10 protein-coding genes are annotated in these 17,758 nt (G+C 43.5%); all 10 read right to left on the bottom strand.

Features of this window, described 5'->3' with window-relative positions; translation table 11 throughout:
- Positions 1 to 40 precede the first annotated feature (40 nt).
- A complete protein-coding gene (gene sprA, locus HB679_RS11295) occupies positions 41 to 7,096 on the bottom strand; it encodes a cell surface protein SprA (RefSeq protein ID WP_214072089.1) in 7,056 nt (2,351 codons plus the stop codon).
- A 27-nt stretch (positions 7,097 to 7,123) separates the two neighbouring features.
- Positions 7,124 to 7,708: a Holliday junction branch migration protein RuvA gene (gene ruvA / locus HB679_RS11290; RefSeq protein ID WP_214072088.1), complete on the bottom strand. Its 585-nt coding sequence runs from the start codon at positions 7,706 to 7,708 to the stop codon at positions 7,124 to 7,126.
- Between the two features lie 89 nt (positions 7,709 to 7,797).
- Positions 7,798 to 10,077: an NADP-dependent malic enzyme gene (locus HB679_RS11285; protein ID WP_214072087.1), complete on the bottom strand. Its 2,280-nt coding sequence runs from the start codon at positions 10,075 to 10,077 to the stop codon at positions 7,798 to 7,800.
- Positions 10,078 to 10,242: 165 nt separating this feature from the next.
- Positions 10,243 to 11,532 (bottom strand): lytic transglycosylase domain-containing protein, encoded by a 1,290-nt coding sequence (locus tag HB679_RS11280; RefSeq protein WP_214072086.1) that lies wholly within the window; start codon positions 11,530 to 11,532, stop codon positions 10,243 to 10,245.
- A 68-nt stretch (positions 11,533 to 11,600) separates the two neighbouring features.
- Complete coding sequence (gene gatA / locus HB679_RS11275; RefSeq protein WP_214072085.1) at positions 11,601 to 13,028, bottom strand: Asp-tRNA(Asn)/Glu-tRNA(Gln) amidotransferase subunit GatA; 1,428 nt, start codon at positions 13,026 to 13,028, stop codon at positions 11,601 to 11,603.
- 94 nt (positions 13,029 to 13,122) lie between these two features.
- Positions 13,123 to 13,323 carry a twin-arginine translocase TatA/TatE family subunit gene (tatA, locus tag HB679_RS11270; protein WP_214072084.1) on the bottom strand — a complete coding sequence of 67 codons (201 nt, stop codon included), beginning with the start codon at positions 13,321 to 13,323 and terminating at the stop codon, positions 13,123 to 13,125.
- A 33-nt stretch (positions 13,324 to 13,356) separates the two neighbouring features.
- Complete coding sequence (locus tag HB679_RS11265) at positions 13,357 to 13,842, bottom strand: twin-arginine translocase TatA/TatE family subunit (protein ID WP_214072083.1); 486 nt, start codon at positions 13,840 to 13,842, stop codon at positions 13,357 to 13,359.
- Between the two features lie 49 nt (positions 13,843 to 13,891).
- Complete coding sequence (locus HB679_RS11260) at positions 13,892 to 15,172, bottom strand: peptidoglycan DD-metalloendopeptidase family protein (protein ID WP_214072082.1); 1,281 nt, start codon at positions 15,170 to 15,172, stop codon at positions 13,892 to 13,894.
- A 22-nt stretch (positions 15,173 to 15,194) separates the two neighbouring features.
- Positions 15,195 to 16,013: a DUF4292 domain-containing protein gene (locus HB679_RS11255; protein ID WP_214072081.1), complete on the bottom strand. Its 819-nt coding sequence runs from the start codon at positions 16,011 to 16,013 to the stop codon at positions 15,195 to 15,197.
- Positions 15,991 to 17,754, bottom strand: a complete 1,764-nt coding sequence (locus tag HB679_RS11250) for a tetratricopeptide repeat protein (protein ID WP_214072080.1) — start codon at positions 17,752 to 17,754, stop codon at positions 15,991 to 15,993. Before HB679_RS11250 ends, HB679_RS11255 begins: the two co-directional genes overlap by 23 nt.
- Positions 17,755 to 17,758: the final 4 nt, after the last annotated feature.

Here is a 17,758-nt window from a genome sequence, read left to right as displayed (position 1 = left end):
TCATTCTGAGCATAGCGAAGAATGACAGTTCTCTTATGTTTTATTGCAATAATAATTTCAGGTTAACCCCAAAGTTGGTAAACGAGGTGTTGAACGCCTGCGAGGTGTATGGTTTGGTCAAATTTGAATCATAGAACAGATTCAATACAAAACGCTGACTGATGGCATAATCTATCGATGGGCGATAAGTGATGTTCTGTGCACCAGACGAGATTTGTGCGGCAGTAATGTCGGCCTGGTAAATCAAGGTTTTATTATTGCGCAGAGCGAAATCTATTTTAAAGTCCAGATCATTCTTCAAAATCAGGTTGTCAAACAATCCGAATGGGAATCTGAAATTTTTAGTTTTATAACCAAAGCCAAAGGTCACTACCTGCTCATTTTGCTGGGTGAGTTGACTATTCAGTAAACTCAAACTCAAGGCACGGCTTTGGCGATATTCAAAATTTGTCGTCACATTATTTTTAAAGCGGATATCTATACCCAATAACGGAACAAACTGCTCCAGAATAGTAATCTGTGAAAACTGATATTTAGGCAAGAAATCGTTGTTGGCATCACGCTGACTTGAGCTGCCGCCTAACTCCTGGTATTGCAGCAAGGTAGTGTATTGACTTACCGTGTATGACGACTGGTAACCGTGATTGATATCAAACGAATCAAATAATTCCTGGAAGAATGGAATTTTACTCAGGCCGGTATACCTGATCTGCCAGTTAGGAATAGGTATACTTGGAAACTGGGTAAGATTGGCGCTTGTAGCACTTTTGCCTGTATAAGCCGCCAGGAATGCCGGCACTAATACGTTCTGCGAGTTTGGCCCGTAGCCATCAACATAGCCATCGGTAACTACTTTGCTTGAGTTTGGATTGGTTTGACCAAGCCGCTGCGATATAGTGGTACGGTTATCTAAAAACTTCTGGAACGGCGACGAAATATTATTTATCCCCTTTGATTTTGAAAAGGCTGTAGCCAAAGAGAAAAACGAAACGCTGTAATCGCCGGTGGTGGTAGGCGCCAGGTTATCAAAGCCGCCTGTGCTTGCTAAATATTTAAAATTGGTTTGATAAGTATGATCTTGTGTTTTAAAGGCTGATAACTGGATATCCAGATCAGGAAAAGGATCAACACTGGCTTTCAAACGCAGATCTTCATTTACAGATTGAACATACATTTGATTTTGCAGCGTATCTCTTGAGATCCAGTTATTGGCTAATGCCCTGCCACGTATATCAGCCTGGCTGCCCAACAAGAAACCAACACCTGGCGCATTATAGTTTAAATCTTCACCAAATAAGTTCGAATTTGGCAGATACCCTGGTACAAAAGTTGCATCTGTACGGGTGTAATTAGCGCTGATACTTTTAACACTGGTTATTAAACCGGTAAAGATCCTGGTGAAGGCATCGTTTTTAGGATTAGATCCGTTTTTCAAATAACTCAACCGGTTATAAAGCGTGCTCATAGTCAATACCGGGTCCAATTGAATTTTGCGGGCGTTCTGGATGCTGTTACCCACATTAAAATCAGGATTGCCAATGGCAAACTCCGGGGCTGCCTGCCAGGTAAAGTTGGTGCTATAATGTGCGGTAAGCGCCGTCCAATCCATATAAGGGATTTTATTTAACGGCACAACGTAGTTAATGTTAAGCGTGTGGTTATAATTTACCGTACGCCCTAGCTTACGGATATTATCCCAAAGGGTGTCCCTTTTTAACCCATCTAAACGGCCATACGGTTCATCAACCACCGATAAGTTGGTTGCATCTACATCTACAGATAGGGATTTGGTAAACTTCCAGCCAAAGCCATAAACCCGGGTGATATTAAAATTTTTATTGTAACTGGTTGGAATAAACAAGGGGTTATCCGGGTCATTATTACGCGGCGAATTCTCGGAGTAAAAACGGTCAAAATTAATGCTGAAATTTAACCGGGTAGGTGCCAGCGCAAAATTTATATCGCGCAGCAAAGCCAGGCTGTTTGATTTGATGATCTTATCAAACGGACTAACATATTTAGGCGGGTTAGCGTAGTTATAAGCCAGGGCCACGTGGTACGTTTTCTCCAGGTCGTTTTCGGTTGTGAAATCGTGGTGCGTATATTCTGTATAAGCGTAGCTGGCATTTAAGTTTTCTACGTCATACACGTGCACCGCTTTCTGCGTCGGCGAGCGATCTTTATGGATATTGGTAAAATTTACACTTTTACGCATGGTGTAATCCTCGGCAGCATTTTTAATAGAATCTCGCTGTTGCGACGATGTAGCCGAGTTGAGCGTTTGCTTGAGCAAAATATCAGCCTGCGCCGGGTCATACTGCGGCATGTTTACCTGGTTAGATACATCTACATACGCCGGGATTTTAATACCGCTCTTGGCAGGAAAAAATCGTCCCAGATCCATATTTGCCGACATATCATACCCCTGGTTATCGCTGAGTTGCCGGTCCTCCATTTTTGAATCAAGCGCACCGAAACCCGCGGTACTTTTGTTTCCTGATATCGTTACCGTTCCAATATCGGCAAGTTTGAGGTCTGCCCTGGCAATCGCTGCCCAGCCACCTTTATTATCAAAATCGGTTAGGCGCAGCTCATCAAACCATACCGTCGCAGATTTAGCTGAGCCATCATCTACACCAGGCGCTGAGTTATTGCGATACGGGTTGCGTACGCCGAGCATAATCGTGCGCAGGGCGCTCAAATCCGGCACCCCCATAATGGTAATACGGTTGCCCCCGTTAGCGTACACAAAGGGTTTATTTACCGGCCATGGCAAGCCGTTAAACTTAGCATTGTTTCGGGCGATCTTAGCATCTGTTAATAAAGACAGTTGTATATCTAACTCATTCGCCTCCGGCCAGATAGAGCTTGCATTGGTAGTACCAGGCCCGGTCACAGCTAGTGGTATTTCGTACTCATAGTAGTTATCCTGATAATCGGCACCCAGACGAATGAACGCGCTTACATCATGATCATGCAAAATAGTTTGATTATTAGCCTCGGCGTGGATAAACATCTGCAAGCGTTTGTATTTGCGCAGATCATTATAAAAAGTTTTAAAAGCCGCTTTTGAATAACCATCGGTAAGGTTGGTTACGCTGATTGATAGCGACTGCTCATTCAACTGGGTATTGCTTTGCAGATTATTATAATCGCGCTGGCGAATAATACCCGGCGGCACCACGTAAGGGATAGGCACACGCTTACCATTTTCTTCAATATTTACAGTCTCTACGTTAATAGCCGAATTATCCAGCGGCGGGTTAATCAGCGCCGGGTCGGCTATAACATTCAGCGGGTTATTTTCGGTATTGTAGGCGCGCCAGTCGCCACGCACCAGTTGCAGCGTAGCAAAACGTAATACTGCGGTATCTGCAAAGTTGGTCATAAACATACGCATATAGCGTATCGCTTTAAAATCTTGTATACCACCAACCGCCGATTGATAAGCGGTAATAGGCACCCTGAACTGATACCAGGTAACAGGTGTTGATGTACCGTCGGGCAATTTTACGGTTGATGTGATTTTATCGTTCACAAAGTTTTGACCTACTATCAGATCTTTTGGGCGCATGGATACCTTGTATTGAAAATACTGATCGTCCTGGCTCATGTTGTTGTCATGGTCAATGTCCTCACCATCGGGCAATGAGGTATTGGCCGATGTTTGCAAACCTAATTGCGCCTGCGATTGCTCGGCTGTCTTAGAGTTACTTTCGTTACCGTTATATTGGGAATATCGTTGCAAAATGCCTGCTTTAGCGGCATCCTGATTGGGTCCCAAATAATATTGATAATCGTCTGATGATGGGTCATTCGCCAGGGCATTTGCCGCAGCTGGGGTAACTATCCCTTTAACTTTGTTAACTACGCCTGCAAATTTTGCCTGCTCATCCGCATCGCTCAAACCATCTAAACCAACATCCTGCAAAACACGCGATGCAGGGTTACTGTCAAAAGCGTTAACTACAGGCTGCGTTTTTGGTACGCGCCCCCAGGCTGTGGTGTCAACTGTACTTTGATCGCCGTTAACCGGCAAACCATTCTCTAAGCTTTTGCGGCCGTCTTTCAAAACGTCTTCAGAGATACTACCTAAGTTAAAATACAGATCGCCACCGGCCGAGTTTGGTTTGTAAATAAAAGGATCCATCACCCAAAACTCAATATACTCTACGTTAAGCGATTGGAAATCATTGGTAGAAATACTGCGGTACATACCGCCCCAACGGCTGGTAGGGTTTTGTAATGTACCATCAAAATTAAGCCCGGTAGTGGTGTAGTTGTACGGACCGCGAACTGTTGGATAAAAAGCCAGATCGAGTGTAGATAAACTTAAAGGCTGGCCCGTAACCGACTGTTTGAATGGGAAAACCTCTGTCTGCAAAACCTGCCTTGCGTAATGGTTTGAAAGCTGTGCCCGGGTAACACTGGTTGTACCCGTATTTGTGTAAAATATAGGGTCGATGTTATAAAATGCCAAACGGGCACGATTAAAACCATAGCTCAAATCATTAAACAACGCCGACTCCGGGAACAGCTGCGGCGTGGCCGAGATTTGCCAGGTATTAGCGCTTTTAACATCGATGATAGACTGGCTGTTCTCAAAGTCATCCAGGTATGAGGTGCCGTTTTTTGAGCCGGCGTAATTAAGTACACTCGGGCTGCCTGGCATCAGCTTGGCAAACTCGCCGCTAAAACTTACTGAAGATGGTGCCTTGGTTTGGATGAATGGAATTTTGTCAACCAGTCGCGTAAGCAATCTTGAATTAGCCGCATAATTCACATCGAAACCAACAATAGTATTCGATATAGACTCTGAGCCTATTGCTTCGTTTTGAGAGATAGGCTGCTCGGTGATGTGCATGACCGTAGCCCCCAGCGTTAGGTTAGGATTATACTTATAATCGAGCCTGGTACCGTATAATGATTTTTGCTGGATACCAAAGAGTTCATTATTCTCTAAATGGACAGAGATTGGTTGCCCCGACGACAGGATAGATGTATTGATGACGTTTAACCTGCCGGCATTATAATCAATGGTATAATCTGTACCCTCAACCAACTTGGTGGAACCTGCCGATACCGTAACAGAGCCCTGCGGAATGTTTATCGCATTTAATTGATAACTACCGCCGCCGCCCTGGGCCGTATATGTTCCCTTAATAGCATATCGGTTTAATTGGGGGAAAAACTGCTGCGCCACCGTTTTGGTAGAGTCATATAATTGCTGATAGACATACCTGCTTGTGAGATTGGTTTCTGAAGGCGTAAATTGTTTTGCCAGATCAGACCCAAACGGCTCCAGTACAGGGAACATAATGCGCCCGTTTTGTGAGTCGATAGTAATCCCTTCCAAAAAGTCGAAATAGCCGTCAGACTGCTTTTCATTTTGTTGATTCAGGTTATCAAGGCCCGTTATTTTGAGCCAAAGCTTAGATGCCGTATTTTGCCCCTCTTCCATCACCGGCTTTTCAACCGACGTTTTATCATCTACACGGGTGACGGCTAATTTAAAATTGGTTTGACTAACCTGGAAAGCATTAAGCGAGTAGATGTTTTTCATCATCAGCTTCCAGGTTGGCAAAGTAGTTTTTAGTAAAGTATTCTTTAACAATTTAAGATAAAGCACTTTTGGTGAATTAGGCGTAGCCGGTATATCGGTAGAGAATTCACCCACCTGGTATTGTTTACCGTTGTAGGTATATTGGTAAGCAACCGCCAACACCTCGTCATTATTTAAAGGATAATTTAAAGAGATATAGCCCAATTGCGGATGCAGCGTATACTCCTTGGTAGTAAGCTTACGGGCATAGGTTAGTTTAGCATAGTTGTCACTGGCTCCATGCGCAGCAAAATAGGTAATCAGCGAGTTCGAAGGGTCGTTGGTTTGCCTGGCAGCTGCCGGCAGGTTATTCAACAAACTATTTGATTGATCTGGGAAACCCGGACCTTTGAAACCGGCAGGCAGACCCGAAAAGCCGGCCCCACCCTGAATTTGTGCTGTATTGTACGGCGCATTCTCACCCAAATCCAGGAAACCCACTACATCACGCGAATCGGTAGTTGAGTTATTGCGATTGGTTGTCCACACTTCAATTTTGGTAATATTGATATTAGAACTAATGATGGGGATATTTGCCAGCGCTTTATCGTAGTTATTTCGGAAATACTGTGACAGGAAATAGTGTTTATTGGCCTCATAGTCTGACGCCGAGATGGAGAAATTCCCCTGTTGCCCCTGGTTGGTTATGGTGATATCTTTGGACTGAGAGCGTTGTTGCGAGAAAATAGTAGTAACATCCAGCTTGCCGAATTTCAATTTAGTTTTTAAACCGAACAGGGCCTGCGTACCGGTAATCAGCTGCGTATTTAAAGGCATGCTTACAGTACCGGCTTGTATTTCCTGAATGATCTCATCCGGATGGCCCACATAGTCAAGCTTTACCTGGTTATCAAACTGAAACTGTGCATCAGTATTATAATTGGTAGCGATTTTTAACTTGTCGCCGATATTGCCGGTTAGATTTAACTGGATATGTTGATCAAAGTTAAAGTTAAACTGCTGGCGCTGTTTGGTATTAAACAGCGGATTTTCGTTACTGTTAATCTGTCCGCTTAAAATGGCTTCTGCCGATCCCTGCGGGCGGATATCAATTATAGAACTGCCAAAGATCTTCTCGAAGGTTTGGTTATGTACATTAATCTGCGGAATAAAGCCCGGCTGCGTCTGTTCATACGAATAATTATCGGCCAGTTTTTTAAAGTAATCTCGCTTTCCTTCCTGCTGTTTAATAGCCAGGTATTGGTTGAAAGTTAAATATATTGGCGGGCGATACAGCATGTTACCAATACGCTCATATAGAACATATTGATTTGTCATCGGGTCGTACTCTACGGTGCGGGTTACACCAAAAGGTACCTGGTCAAATATGCCCTGGCGATTTAAAGAGTTGTTAGATAGGGTACGTTTAAAAGGGGCTTTAACGCCAACAGAGTCCTTTTTTGGTGCTTGCTGGGCAAAAACAGGTTCCGATCCGCAAAATGCAGATACCAATATTATACCCAGAAGAAATTTATAAGTAAAATTTCTTATCACATGCACTCAACTAAAATCCCACCGTAATTATAAACTTTTTAAGGCTAACTTTATTAACTCTTCGACAGTTAAAGTCCCGCCATTTTTATTCAGTTCCTGATCAAGCACTTTTTCAGCATTATTACGCACAAAACCCAGCATTACCAATGCGGCTAATGCCTCGTCTTTAGCTGTTTTTGCTACGGGTATCGCACTTGTTGATCCTGGTCCTTCTTTGCGCAGTTTGTCCTGCAACTCTAATATCACTCTTTGCGCCGATTTTGGGCCTATTCCTTTTATTCTTTGTATTACAGCGACGTTGCCGTTAACAATGGCAGTATGAATCTCGGCCGGGGTTATTGATGAAAGCATCATTCGCCCCGTGTTTGGACCAATGCCGGATATAGATATCAGATGCAGAAACAGGTTGCGTTCAGACTCGTCAGCAAAACCATATAGGGTATGGGCGTCTTCTTTTACGTGCAACCAGGTAAAAAGTTTACAACGCTCGGCATCGCCCATTAAAGAATAAGTATTTAAAGATATATTGATATGATACCCCACACCATTGGCATCAATTACCACGTAAGCCGGGCTTTTAAACACTAATCTCCCATCAATATAAGCGTACATATATTATCTATAAGTAAAGGTTAAGGGTTAATAAAATCACTCATTCCCATTGTCTCAAATCTAATCACTAATCTCTAATCGGCCAACGCCTATTTATTGGTATTTGCTTTGGCTTGCGCATCTACCACGGCTATAGTAACCATGTTCACAATTTCGCGCACAGAGCTATCTAACTGCAGGATATGTACCGATTTGCGCAGCCCCAATAGTATCGGGCCAACCGCCTCTGCACCACCAATTTCCTGCAATAGTTTATAGGCTATATTACCCGATTCCAGGTTGGGGAAGATCAAGGTATTAGCTGCCCTGCCTTTTAATGTTGAAAATGGAAAGTTGTCTGCCAGCAGCGATGCATTCAACGCAAAGTTGGCTTGCATATCGCCATCTACAACCATATCCGGGTATCGTTCATGCAAAATACGTACGGCTTCGCGTGTGCCTTCAGGGATAGGGCCCGCATTTGAGCCAAAGTTTGAATACGATAGCACAGCCACCCTGGGGTTAATATTAAAACGTTTTACAGAACGTTCTATCAGCACCGTAATGTCTACCAATTCTTCAACTGTAGGATCAATATTAACTGTGGTATCACCAAAAAACACAGGGCCTTTTTGGGTAATCATCATGTACATACCCGCTACGCGGCTAACGCCCGGCTCGGTACCTATGATCTGCAGCGCAGGTTTAACCGTATCTGCATAGTTTTTGGCTAAGCCCGATATCAGTGCATCGGCCTCGCCAAACTGCACCATGCAGGCGCCGTAATAGTTAGAGTCGGCCATGAGTTGGCGGGCATCAAATAAAGTTATGCCGCGGCGCTGACGCTTTTCAAAATAATATTGCGCGTATTCTTCTGAACGTTTGGTACCCAGGTGCGGATCAATGATCTCCACTTCGGCCAGATCCATTTCAGTTTCTTTAATAAGCTGTTTGATCTTTTCTACATCGCCCAGTAATATCGGCGTAGCAATACGCTCATCTTTTACTATTTGTGCGGCACGTAGTATCTTATAATTCTCGGCATCGGCAAATACAACCCGTTTTGGGTTGCTCTTAGCCATGTTGGTGATGTTACGCAATAGTTTGTCATCATCGCCTACCCGGGTTCTTAATTCTTCTGTATAGCCCTCCCAATCGGTAATTACCTTGCGGGCAACGCCCGACTCGATAGCTGCTTTAGCTACTGCCGATGATACCTCGGTGATCAGCCGTTGATCCATCGGTTTTGGAATGATATAATCGCGGCCAAATTTCAGGTTCCTGGCATCGTAAGCCAGATTCACCGCTTCGGGTACCGGTTTTTTGGCGATGCCTGCGATGGCGTGCACTGCGGCCAGTTTCATTTCTTCGTTAATAGCGCTGGCGCGGACATCCAATGCGCCGCGAAATATGTAAGGGAAACCCAGAACGTTGTTTACCTGGTTAGGGAAATCTGACCGGCCGGTAGCTATGATCAGGTCCTTACGGGCATTTACAGCGAGATCATAAGCAATTTCAGGCTCGGGGTTGGCCATGGCAAATACGATAGGATTTTTCGCCATGCTTTTCACCATATCCGGCGTAACTACATTACCTGCCGAAAGGCCGATAAACACATCGGCACCCTTCATGGCATCGGCCAGGGTATTGATATCTTTACGACCTGTAGCGAATTGCAAACGCATCTCGTCCAAGTCGGTACGGGTAGGCGTTATCAATCCGTTAATGTCAAACATCACCAGGTTTTCTTTTTTAACACCCAGCGACAGGTATATTTTTGAACAAGAAATGGCAGCCGCACCCGCGCCATTTACCACCATCTTTATTTTATCTAATTTTTTACCCTGAATCTCGCAGGCATTCAGCAATGCCGCACCGGATATGATGGCTGTGCCGTGCTGGTCGTCATGCATTACCGGGATCTTCATCTCGGCCTTTAGCCTGCGCTCAATTTCAAAGCAGGTGGGCGCCGATATATCCTCGAGGTTAATACCGCCAAAGGTTGGCTCCAGCGCTTTTACAATCATCACAAATTCATCAACCGATTTAGCATTTATCTCCAAATCAAACACATCGATATCGGCATAAATTTTAAATAGCAGGCCTTTACCTTCCATAACCGGCTTACTGGCTTCAGGGCCAATATTGCCTAACCCTAAAACAGCAGTACCATTGCTGATCACTCCCACCAGGTTACCCTTAGCGGTGTACTTGTAAACATCATCAACATTTGCGGCAATGCGTAAACAAGGCTCTGCCACACCCGGCGAATACGCCATGGTTAAATCGCGCTGCGAGTTGGTGGGTTTGGTAGGTACCACCTGTATTTTCCCGGGGCGACCCTTCGAGTGGTAATTTAATGCGTCTTGTTTACGGTTAGATTTATCCATAGATAATAATTAGCGCTCAAAGTTAAGGCTTTTTATACGTGATAAAAAAAGCGTCGGGCTGGTTAAATTGTTAAATAATGTCGGCACAAAAAACAGATGATATTAAACTAAAAAACCGGTAGCTGAAGATCCAACCACCAGTTCTCAAAATATTTTATATTGATACTAGCTTTTGTTGATTTTGATAGCAGGGTTTAAAGTAACTTTCGAGCCTGCCGTCAATTGCCCGTCGGGTATATTGTTCCAGGCCCTGACATCGTGCACGTTTAATCCGTGATGCGCTGCTACTTGTTCTAATGTTTCGCCTTGTTTAATCACATAAACGTCCTCTGTGCTACTGCCTGCGGGTCTGGCTGCCGGAACATAAGCCACGGTGGTAGCCCGTGCAGCCGGTTGCAAAGCTAAATAAGCCGAAACAGGAGCTTTTGTTGGTACTGATAATGCGACAACCGTAGGTAACGGCTGCGAAAGTACCGGATCATTAATACCATTAAGCACATTATACAACGATGGGTAATTTTTTTGATTAACACTCGGTATAACTAACCTGCGCGGAGCGCCTGGCGTGCCGTTAACAATTAACCTGGTGTAAGAAGGATTCAACATAGTCAAATCGCTAAGATTAGTATTAAGCGCTTTAGCCACATTTGCCATATCAACCATACGGTCAATCATCAACGTATCTGTTTTAGGATTAAAGTTTAAAATATCCGGAACGATGCTGTGTTTTTTGCCATAGTTCATAACATAGGACATAGCTATAAAAGCAGGCACATAGTTACGTGTCTCGTTAGGCAGGTATGGGCGGATGGACCAAAAATCCATCGCGTTAGCTTTTTCAATGGCGCGCTCAACACTGCTTTTACCACAATTGTAAGAGGCAATAGCCAGCAGCCAATCGCCAAATTCCTGGTAAGCATCTTTTAAATAGGCTGCAGCGGCATAGCTGGCCTGTATCGGGTCGCGGCGCTCATCTCTGTAGCCATCCATATTCAAACCATAAATTTTGGCTGTAGTAGCCATAAACTGCCATGGACCAGTTGCCCCTACCCGCGATACTGCTGTAGGATCTAATTTTGATTCGACTATAGAAAGATATTTTATTTCTGTAGGGATGCCGGCATCGCGAAAAATCTTCTCATAAATTGGGAAGTAATAATTAGAAAGCGCCATCACATGGCTCATCTCATCGCGATGACGGGTGTAAATGTCAATGTAGTCCTGTACGTACTCATTATAATCTAATGGTACATCTTTTTGGATAGAATCAAGCCTCAATTTAAATATCGACCCGGCATAAGCACCTACCGGAAGCGCTAAACTGGTATCGCCAGAAATATTTGGTGAATAGTAAGCCTCTGCCCAACCTAAGTTAGCAGGAGCAGCGGTTAACGAATGAGCTTTTACTATTTGCAGTGATAAGATGAAGGCAGCAACAGTTATAATTCTCTTCATTATATTTTGTTAGGGTTAGCCGTTTTACGGATATTTTAGCCTAATTGTTTTACCAATATATTAAATTATTATAGCTCCAGGAAATATTTGGAGAAATTAAGTAATTCTTGTTCGTTAAAATGTTTGGCTAATAATTGTAAACCTAACGGTAAACCTTTACTGTTATTGCCTACGGGTAGTGAAATCGCAGGCACGCCGGTTAGCGAAGCTTGTACCGTAAATATATCAGCAAGGTAGCTTACAACGGGGTCGGCCTCTACGTTACCAATGTCATAAGCCGGGCCGGGCGCGGTAGGCATTAGTATAAAATCGTACTCTTTGAAAATATCATTAGTTTTTTCCTGGATCAGTCTGCGTACTTTTTGCGCCTTGGCATAATAGGCATCGTAATAACCGGCGCTCAGTACAAAAGTGCCCAGCATAATACGGCGCTTAACCTCTTTACCAAAACCTTCAGAACGCGAGCGTTTATAGGTTGATGTTAAATCGGTAGCCTGGGGGCTACGATAACCGTAATGCACACCATCATATCTCGACAGGTTGGATGAAGCCTCGGCGGTAACTAAAACGTAGTACGCCGGCACCAGGTAATCCAGAAATTCAAAAGCAATTGGTGTAACCGAATGGCCCTCGGCACGTAGTTTATCTATGGTGCTGATGAGCACGTTTTTTACTTCTTTATCAACACCCGGGCTTGAGATAGATTCTTGCAGGTAAGCTATTTTCTTTTTTCCGGTTGATTTTTTAAGATCGGTGGCATATGCCGGTACCGGCTGCGTGGCCGATGTGCTATCGTATTCATCGGCCCCTGCCATTACTTCAAGCAACAGCGCGGCATCTTCTACTGACTTGGTTATCGGCCCTGCCTGATCAAATGAAGAGGCATAAGCAATCAATCCGTGACGCGAGATGCGGCCGTAAGTAGGTTTTAGGCCAATGGTACCACAAAATGCGGCCGGCTGACGAACAGAGCCGCCTGTGTCTGTACCAATAGCCGCATGGCACATACCCGCCTGCACAGCAACCGCAGAGCCGCCTGACGAGCCACCTGACACTTTAGTTTGATCGGCGTGATTTTTTACCGGGCCATAGTATGATGTTTCATTAGCGGCGCCCATGGCAAATTCATCGCAATTGCAACGGCCAATGATGATGGCATCCTCTGCCAACAAGCGCTCAACAATAGTTGCCGAATAAATAGACTCAAAATTGGAAAGTATTTTGGATGATGCGCTAACCTTATGCCCTTTATAGCAAATGTTATCTTTTATAGCAATCACCATACCGGCCAGTTTGCCAGCGGTGCCCTTTTTAAGGCGACTATCAACTTCTTTAGCAAGAACTAATGCCTCATTATCAAAAACCTCGTTAAAGGCATTTAAATGTGCATTCTTCTCAATCTGGCTCAGATAGCGCTGCACCAGTCCTTCAACAGTAATTTTATTACTTTGTAAGTCGCCCTTTATCTCACTTAAAGAGGAATAAAATTTAGCCATGGGCCGAAAATAAAAAACTTATCTGTCGAAATCGAAATTAATTTCAACAGATAAGTAATATTAAGTTAACAAGTACTGATGTAGCAATCAGAACTTATACGTTACGTTTTGGTTCTTCGCTGGTTGTGTTAGTACCGTTAGTGGTAGTACCATCAGCGTTAGTACCACTTTGTGCGTCTTTAAATTCTTTAACGCCTTTACCTAAACCTTTCATTAGTTCAGGAATTTTTTTACCTCCAAATAATAGCAATACTACTACTAAGATGATGATGACGGTAGGCCCTTCTAATCCCATGATATTTATTTTTTAATATTAGTTTACAATTAATTATTCGTTTGCTTTCTTCTCCGGCTCAGTACCCGGGATTGGTGTTTCTCTTACGTGTGTGTCGCCACCGCGATAATGTGCATGAAGCTCCTCATTGCTCTCCGGCGTGCCGTCATACATATGATTATGCTCAATACTATCTGTAGCTGTGTGCGTAGTGCCCGCAGGTATAGTGTTGGCAACCGGTGTAACTGTTTCAGATGGCGTATCCTCTTTTTTTCCTTCCGGATTATCGGTCGAGTTTTCAGCAATTAAAGGTGTATCTTCAGGCTTCGCATCTTCCTTTTTCTTATCGTAGTTATCTATCTGGTTATTAATCTCACGTTTCACACCCTCTGATGCATCTTTAAAATCACGAATACCTTTACCTAACCCACGTGCCAGACCCGGTAATTTATCACCGCCAAATAACAACAATACCACAAATAGTATCAAAAATATTTCGGGCGGAGTGAATTCAAAAAACAAAAAAACTGAACTAAACATATTCTTTTTATTAGGTTACAAATATAAGTAATTATTATATATAAGTTAATTATCTGTCGGCCAACCATTCTTTTGGGTCAACCGGCGTACCGGCTTTATACAACTCAAAGTGCACCATGCTCTCGCCGGTTACCCCATCGGTAGCGGCAGTGCCTATGGTTTGTTTGGTACTTACTTTTTGCCCTGCCGACACGTTTGCCGATTTTAAGTTTGAGTAAGCTGTCAGATACTCGCCATGCCTGATAATGATTAGCCAGGCGCCTAACACATTTTGCACTTTTGACACCGTTCCGTCAAACACTACCCTTACTGCAGCGCCGTCATTAGTACGGATATCCAGACCGGTACTTTCGCTTCTGATACCATCAGTAGTATATGTACCGAAGCCTTGTGTTACGGCTCCCTGGGCCACCGGCCAAGGTAACCTACCGCGGTTACCCAAAAAGTCGTTTGACAATTTAGCCGCTTCAGGCGTCGAATTTAGCAACTCGCTATTGGTTCTGCGCGCTACCGGTTTTGGAGCAGCAGCGGTTACCGTAGTACCATTAGCTGCAGCTTTCGCCTTTTCAGCTGCCAAACGTGCAGCCTCTGCAGCTTCGGCTCTGCGCCTTTCTTCTTCAATTTGCGCCTTAATAACAGCACGGGTTATTCTTGATGCTTCGCGTTGTTTTGCCATAGCCTGGCTACGCAGTTGTTTTTCCTGGCTGCTCAGGTTTTTTACTGCTTCAGACTGGCTGTTACGCTCTTTCCCCAGGTTTGCTTTTTCCTTCTCCTGGTCAACTAGTAACGTATGTTTTTCGTCCTTGGTTTTGTCCAGCTCAACTATTTTAACATGCAGATCTTTTTGTTTGCTTTCAATAGAGGCTGCCTGTCGCTCGCGATAGGTTGCAAATTGCTGCAGATATTTTAAACGTTTATAAGCCTGATTAAAATCTTTTGCGGCAAAAATAAACATGAGCTTGTTATACCCGCTTTTGTTTCGATAGGCGAATAGCACCATATCGGCATATTTCTTTTTTAGCAGGCTTAGCTGGCCCTGCAAATCATGAACAGTATTGGTGTTCTCCGAGATCTGATTATCAAGCCCACGGACCTCACTGTTTATCCCCGTTATTTTCTGCTCGCGCAGATTGATCTGGGCCTTTAATATATTAAGCTGTTTTAGGGTGGATTTTTTGTTATTCTGAGTTTCCTCCAATTGGCGATTCAGTTGCTCTAACTCATCATTAATGCGGTCGCGCTGCTTTTTTAGCTCGGTACTGCTTTGGGCGTGCACATGTACCGCTGCGAAAACGCAGATTAAAAGAAGTAATACTTTTAAAAATTTCATCCGGGTCAAAAATATTAATTTTTTAATCGGCAGGGGTATATCTTTCCGGAATATTGAAAGGAAAATCTAATTGAAGATCAAAGTCTACTTTGTTATAGTGCAATTCGGCCTGGATCTTTTTGTCTTTTATGGTCGACAGGATATTGATTTCCGAAGGAACTAACCTGTTATCGGCTTGTATAAAAGTGCTGTTGGTAACCAGCAGTGCTTGTTGCTCGGCAGTATTAGTAAGGTTGAATTGCGTAACACGCATATTTGTACCTAACATCAGATTATATACCAAGTCTTGCAAAGTGCCCGAAAGCTGTACATTGCCCATGTCCGTTTTTACAGTCGAGTTTTCGGTAAGCAACTCCGGCATAACATTACCTACCAGTAATGATTCTACAGTTTTGTAATTAACCTGGCGGCTGGCGTATTGATAGATATAGCTAAAAGGCTTTTTCAGGTAAACACCCTGCAGCTTATTGACAATTTTTATACTGTCCGGAGTAATTACAGCACGGGCCACTTCAATACCGAGCAAAGCGGTAATAGATACCCAGATCTTTTTATCGCGCGCTATACGGATATTGAGGGTAACATCATTGCTGCTGCCGTTAACGTCTAACTTAGTATTAGCTCTGCCCGAAAAAGTATTGAAAGTAACCTGGTGACCTTTGATTACTGCTAACTGATTTTTCAGATAAGTTAAATCGGGTGTGGTGGTTGGAATGGAAACCGTGTTACCAACCTGCGGAGTTGTGGATGTAACCGCTACTACTTTTTTTTTGGCTTTGCAACTTACCATCGCCAATAAAACGCAAGCTATTAATGCCTTATTCAATATATTTCTTTTCATTTATCTTTCGATCCAGAACGGGCGAAGTTGCTCCGTACTCTTTAGCTTTTTTCCAATATTGCACGGCGCCATCGGCATCACCCAGGTAAAACAAGATATCGCCGTAATGTTCGGTCTGTACAGCGCTTTTATTTTTATTGTCGGTTTGGGCTTTTTCCATCCATACTTTAGCATCCTTATAATTTTTCTGCTTAAAAAGTATCCAGGCGTAAGTGTCCTCAAACGATGCGTTATTAACCTCCAGCTCATTAGCATGTTTAGCCATTGCAGCAGCTTTATCTAATTGCTCTCCCCTTAACGATAAATAATAGGCGTAATTATTTAAGGTGTATTTATTATCAGGGCTGTAACTTAATGATTTTTCGTACGAGTCGTCAGAATTTTTATTGTCCTGCATGGCGTGATAACAATCGCCCATCTGCGAAAACGTAAGCGACAACAGATCCTTATCCTGAAACTCTACCGCTACTGCGCTTTTAAGGTAACTCAAAGCTTTCTGATAATCCTTTTTTTGCAGCCAGGCACTACCCACGTAATAATTCATCCAACCCTGGTTGGGGAAAAACGACAACGCACTTTCGCCATCGCGAATCACGCCTTCAATATCATTGCTGCCTAATTCAAGGCGTACCAACTGTTCGCGGGTTTCATAGATCTGGCCGTTTAATGCCACTGATTTTGAATAGGCGTCTTTAGCTTCAGGATATTTTTCGCTTTGTACCAGCAAATCGCCATATAGCGCGTAACCTTTGGCTTCGTTAGGATGTGTATCCACAATGATCTTACTCAACTCAAGCGCGCTGGCCAGTGCGCCGTTTTTAGCATTAGGCTCAGAGAATTTGGGGAAGTATCCCATCATAATTCTTACCTTTTGGTCTATATTCAGATCCGGATTGGCAAAAGCTATTTTAAGCTCGGCAAAGCTGGAATTTATATCTTTCTTGCTGCGGTAAATATCAGCCAAACCCAAATGGATCATCGGGTTGTTGGGCTCAATGGCTTTGGCTTGCGACAATACTTTGAAGGCTTTATCAGTAGCGTTATTCGAGGTATAGATCTCGGCCAACAGCAGGTAATATTTTATCTGGTTAGGGTTCGATGCAATCATTTGCTCTAAACCGACAGCAGCTTTATCCAGCTTTCCTTCTTTCAAATATATTTTTTGGCGAGCGATGATCAGGTCGTCATTTGGACCGGTAATCTGCTCCACCTGGTCATACAACTTCAACGCTTCGTCATAACGGCCCTGGATAAAATAAGCATTCCCCTGATCATAGTAATAATCCACCTTATCCGGATTAAGTCTGATCAGTTGGGTAAATACATTTTCCAGTTTATCTATCTGGTTAGCTTTTTCATAAATATCAGCCAAAGACGACCAATACCATTCGTTATCGGGTTTTATCGTTACCGCTTTTTCCAGTAGTGGTTGTGCTTCGGTAAATTTATTTTCCTTTTTCTTGATGTTGGCCAGTTCATAGAGTGCCGCGTCATTCTGCGGATCGAGCACTAATATTTTATTGAAAATGTCTGCGGCGCCGGCGTTATTGTCAACCGTTTTTTCTTTCAGCGCAGAAAAGAACAAATTCTCAACGGCATCAGAATCAATATTGGTTATAGAAGTTTTTTCGGGAGCAGCATTTTGCGCATTAACAGGCATCGTTAAAAAGCAAAAACCGGCCAACGACGCAATCATTGCCCAATGTCTGATTCTTATGCCGTTTATAAACTGCTTGCTCATTTAT

The sequence above is a fragment of the Mucilaginibacter sp. dw_454 genome (assembly GCF_018449775.1).
Classification (GTDB): Bacteria; Bacteroidota; Bacteroidia; order Sphingobacteriales; family Sphingobacteriaceae; genus Mucilaginibacter.
Note: the sequence above shows the minus strand (reverse complement) of the source record. Positions and strands in the feature narration are given on the sequence as shown.

Bases quoted from the DNA above. Each gene is read 5' to 3' on its own strand.
- ruvA (WP_214072088.1), bottom strand. From the start codon at position 7,708: ATGTACGCTTATATTGATGGGAGATTAGTGTTTAAAAGCCCGGCTTAC.
- HB679_RS11285 (WP_214072087.1), bottom strand. From the start codon at position 10,077: ATGGATAAATCTAACCGTAAACAAGACGCATTAAATTACCACTCGAAG.
- HB679_RS11280 (WP_214072086.1), bottom strand. From the start codon at position 11,532: ATGAAGAGAATTATAACTGTTGCTGCCTTCATCTTATCACTGCAAATA.
- gatA (WP_214072085.1), bottom strand. From the start codon at position 13,028: ATGGCTAAATTTTATTCCTCTTTAAGTGAGATAAAGGGCGACTTACAA.
- tatA (WP_214072084.1), bottom strand. From the start codon at position 13,323: ATGGGATTAGAAGGGCCTACCGTCATCATCATCTTAGTAGTAGTATTG.
- HB679_RS11265 (WP_214072083.1), bottom strand. From the start codon at position 13,842: ATGTTTAGTTCAGTTTTTTTGTTTTTTGAATTCACTCCGCCCGAAATA.
- HB679_RS11260 (WP_214072082.1), bottom strand. From the start codon at position 15,172: ATGAAATTTTTAAAAGTATTACTTCTTTTAATCTGCGTTTTCGCAGCG.
- HB679_RS11255 (WP_214072081.1), bottom strand. From the start codon at position 16,013: ATGAAAAGAAATATATTGAATAAGGCATTAATAGCTTGCGTTTTATTG.
- HB679_RS11250 (WP_214072080.1), bottom strand. From the start codon at position 17,754: ATGAGCAAGCAGTTTATAAACGGCATAAGAATCAGACATTGGGCAATG.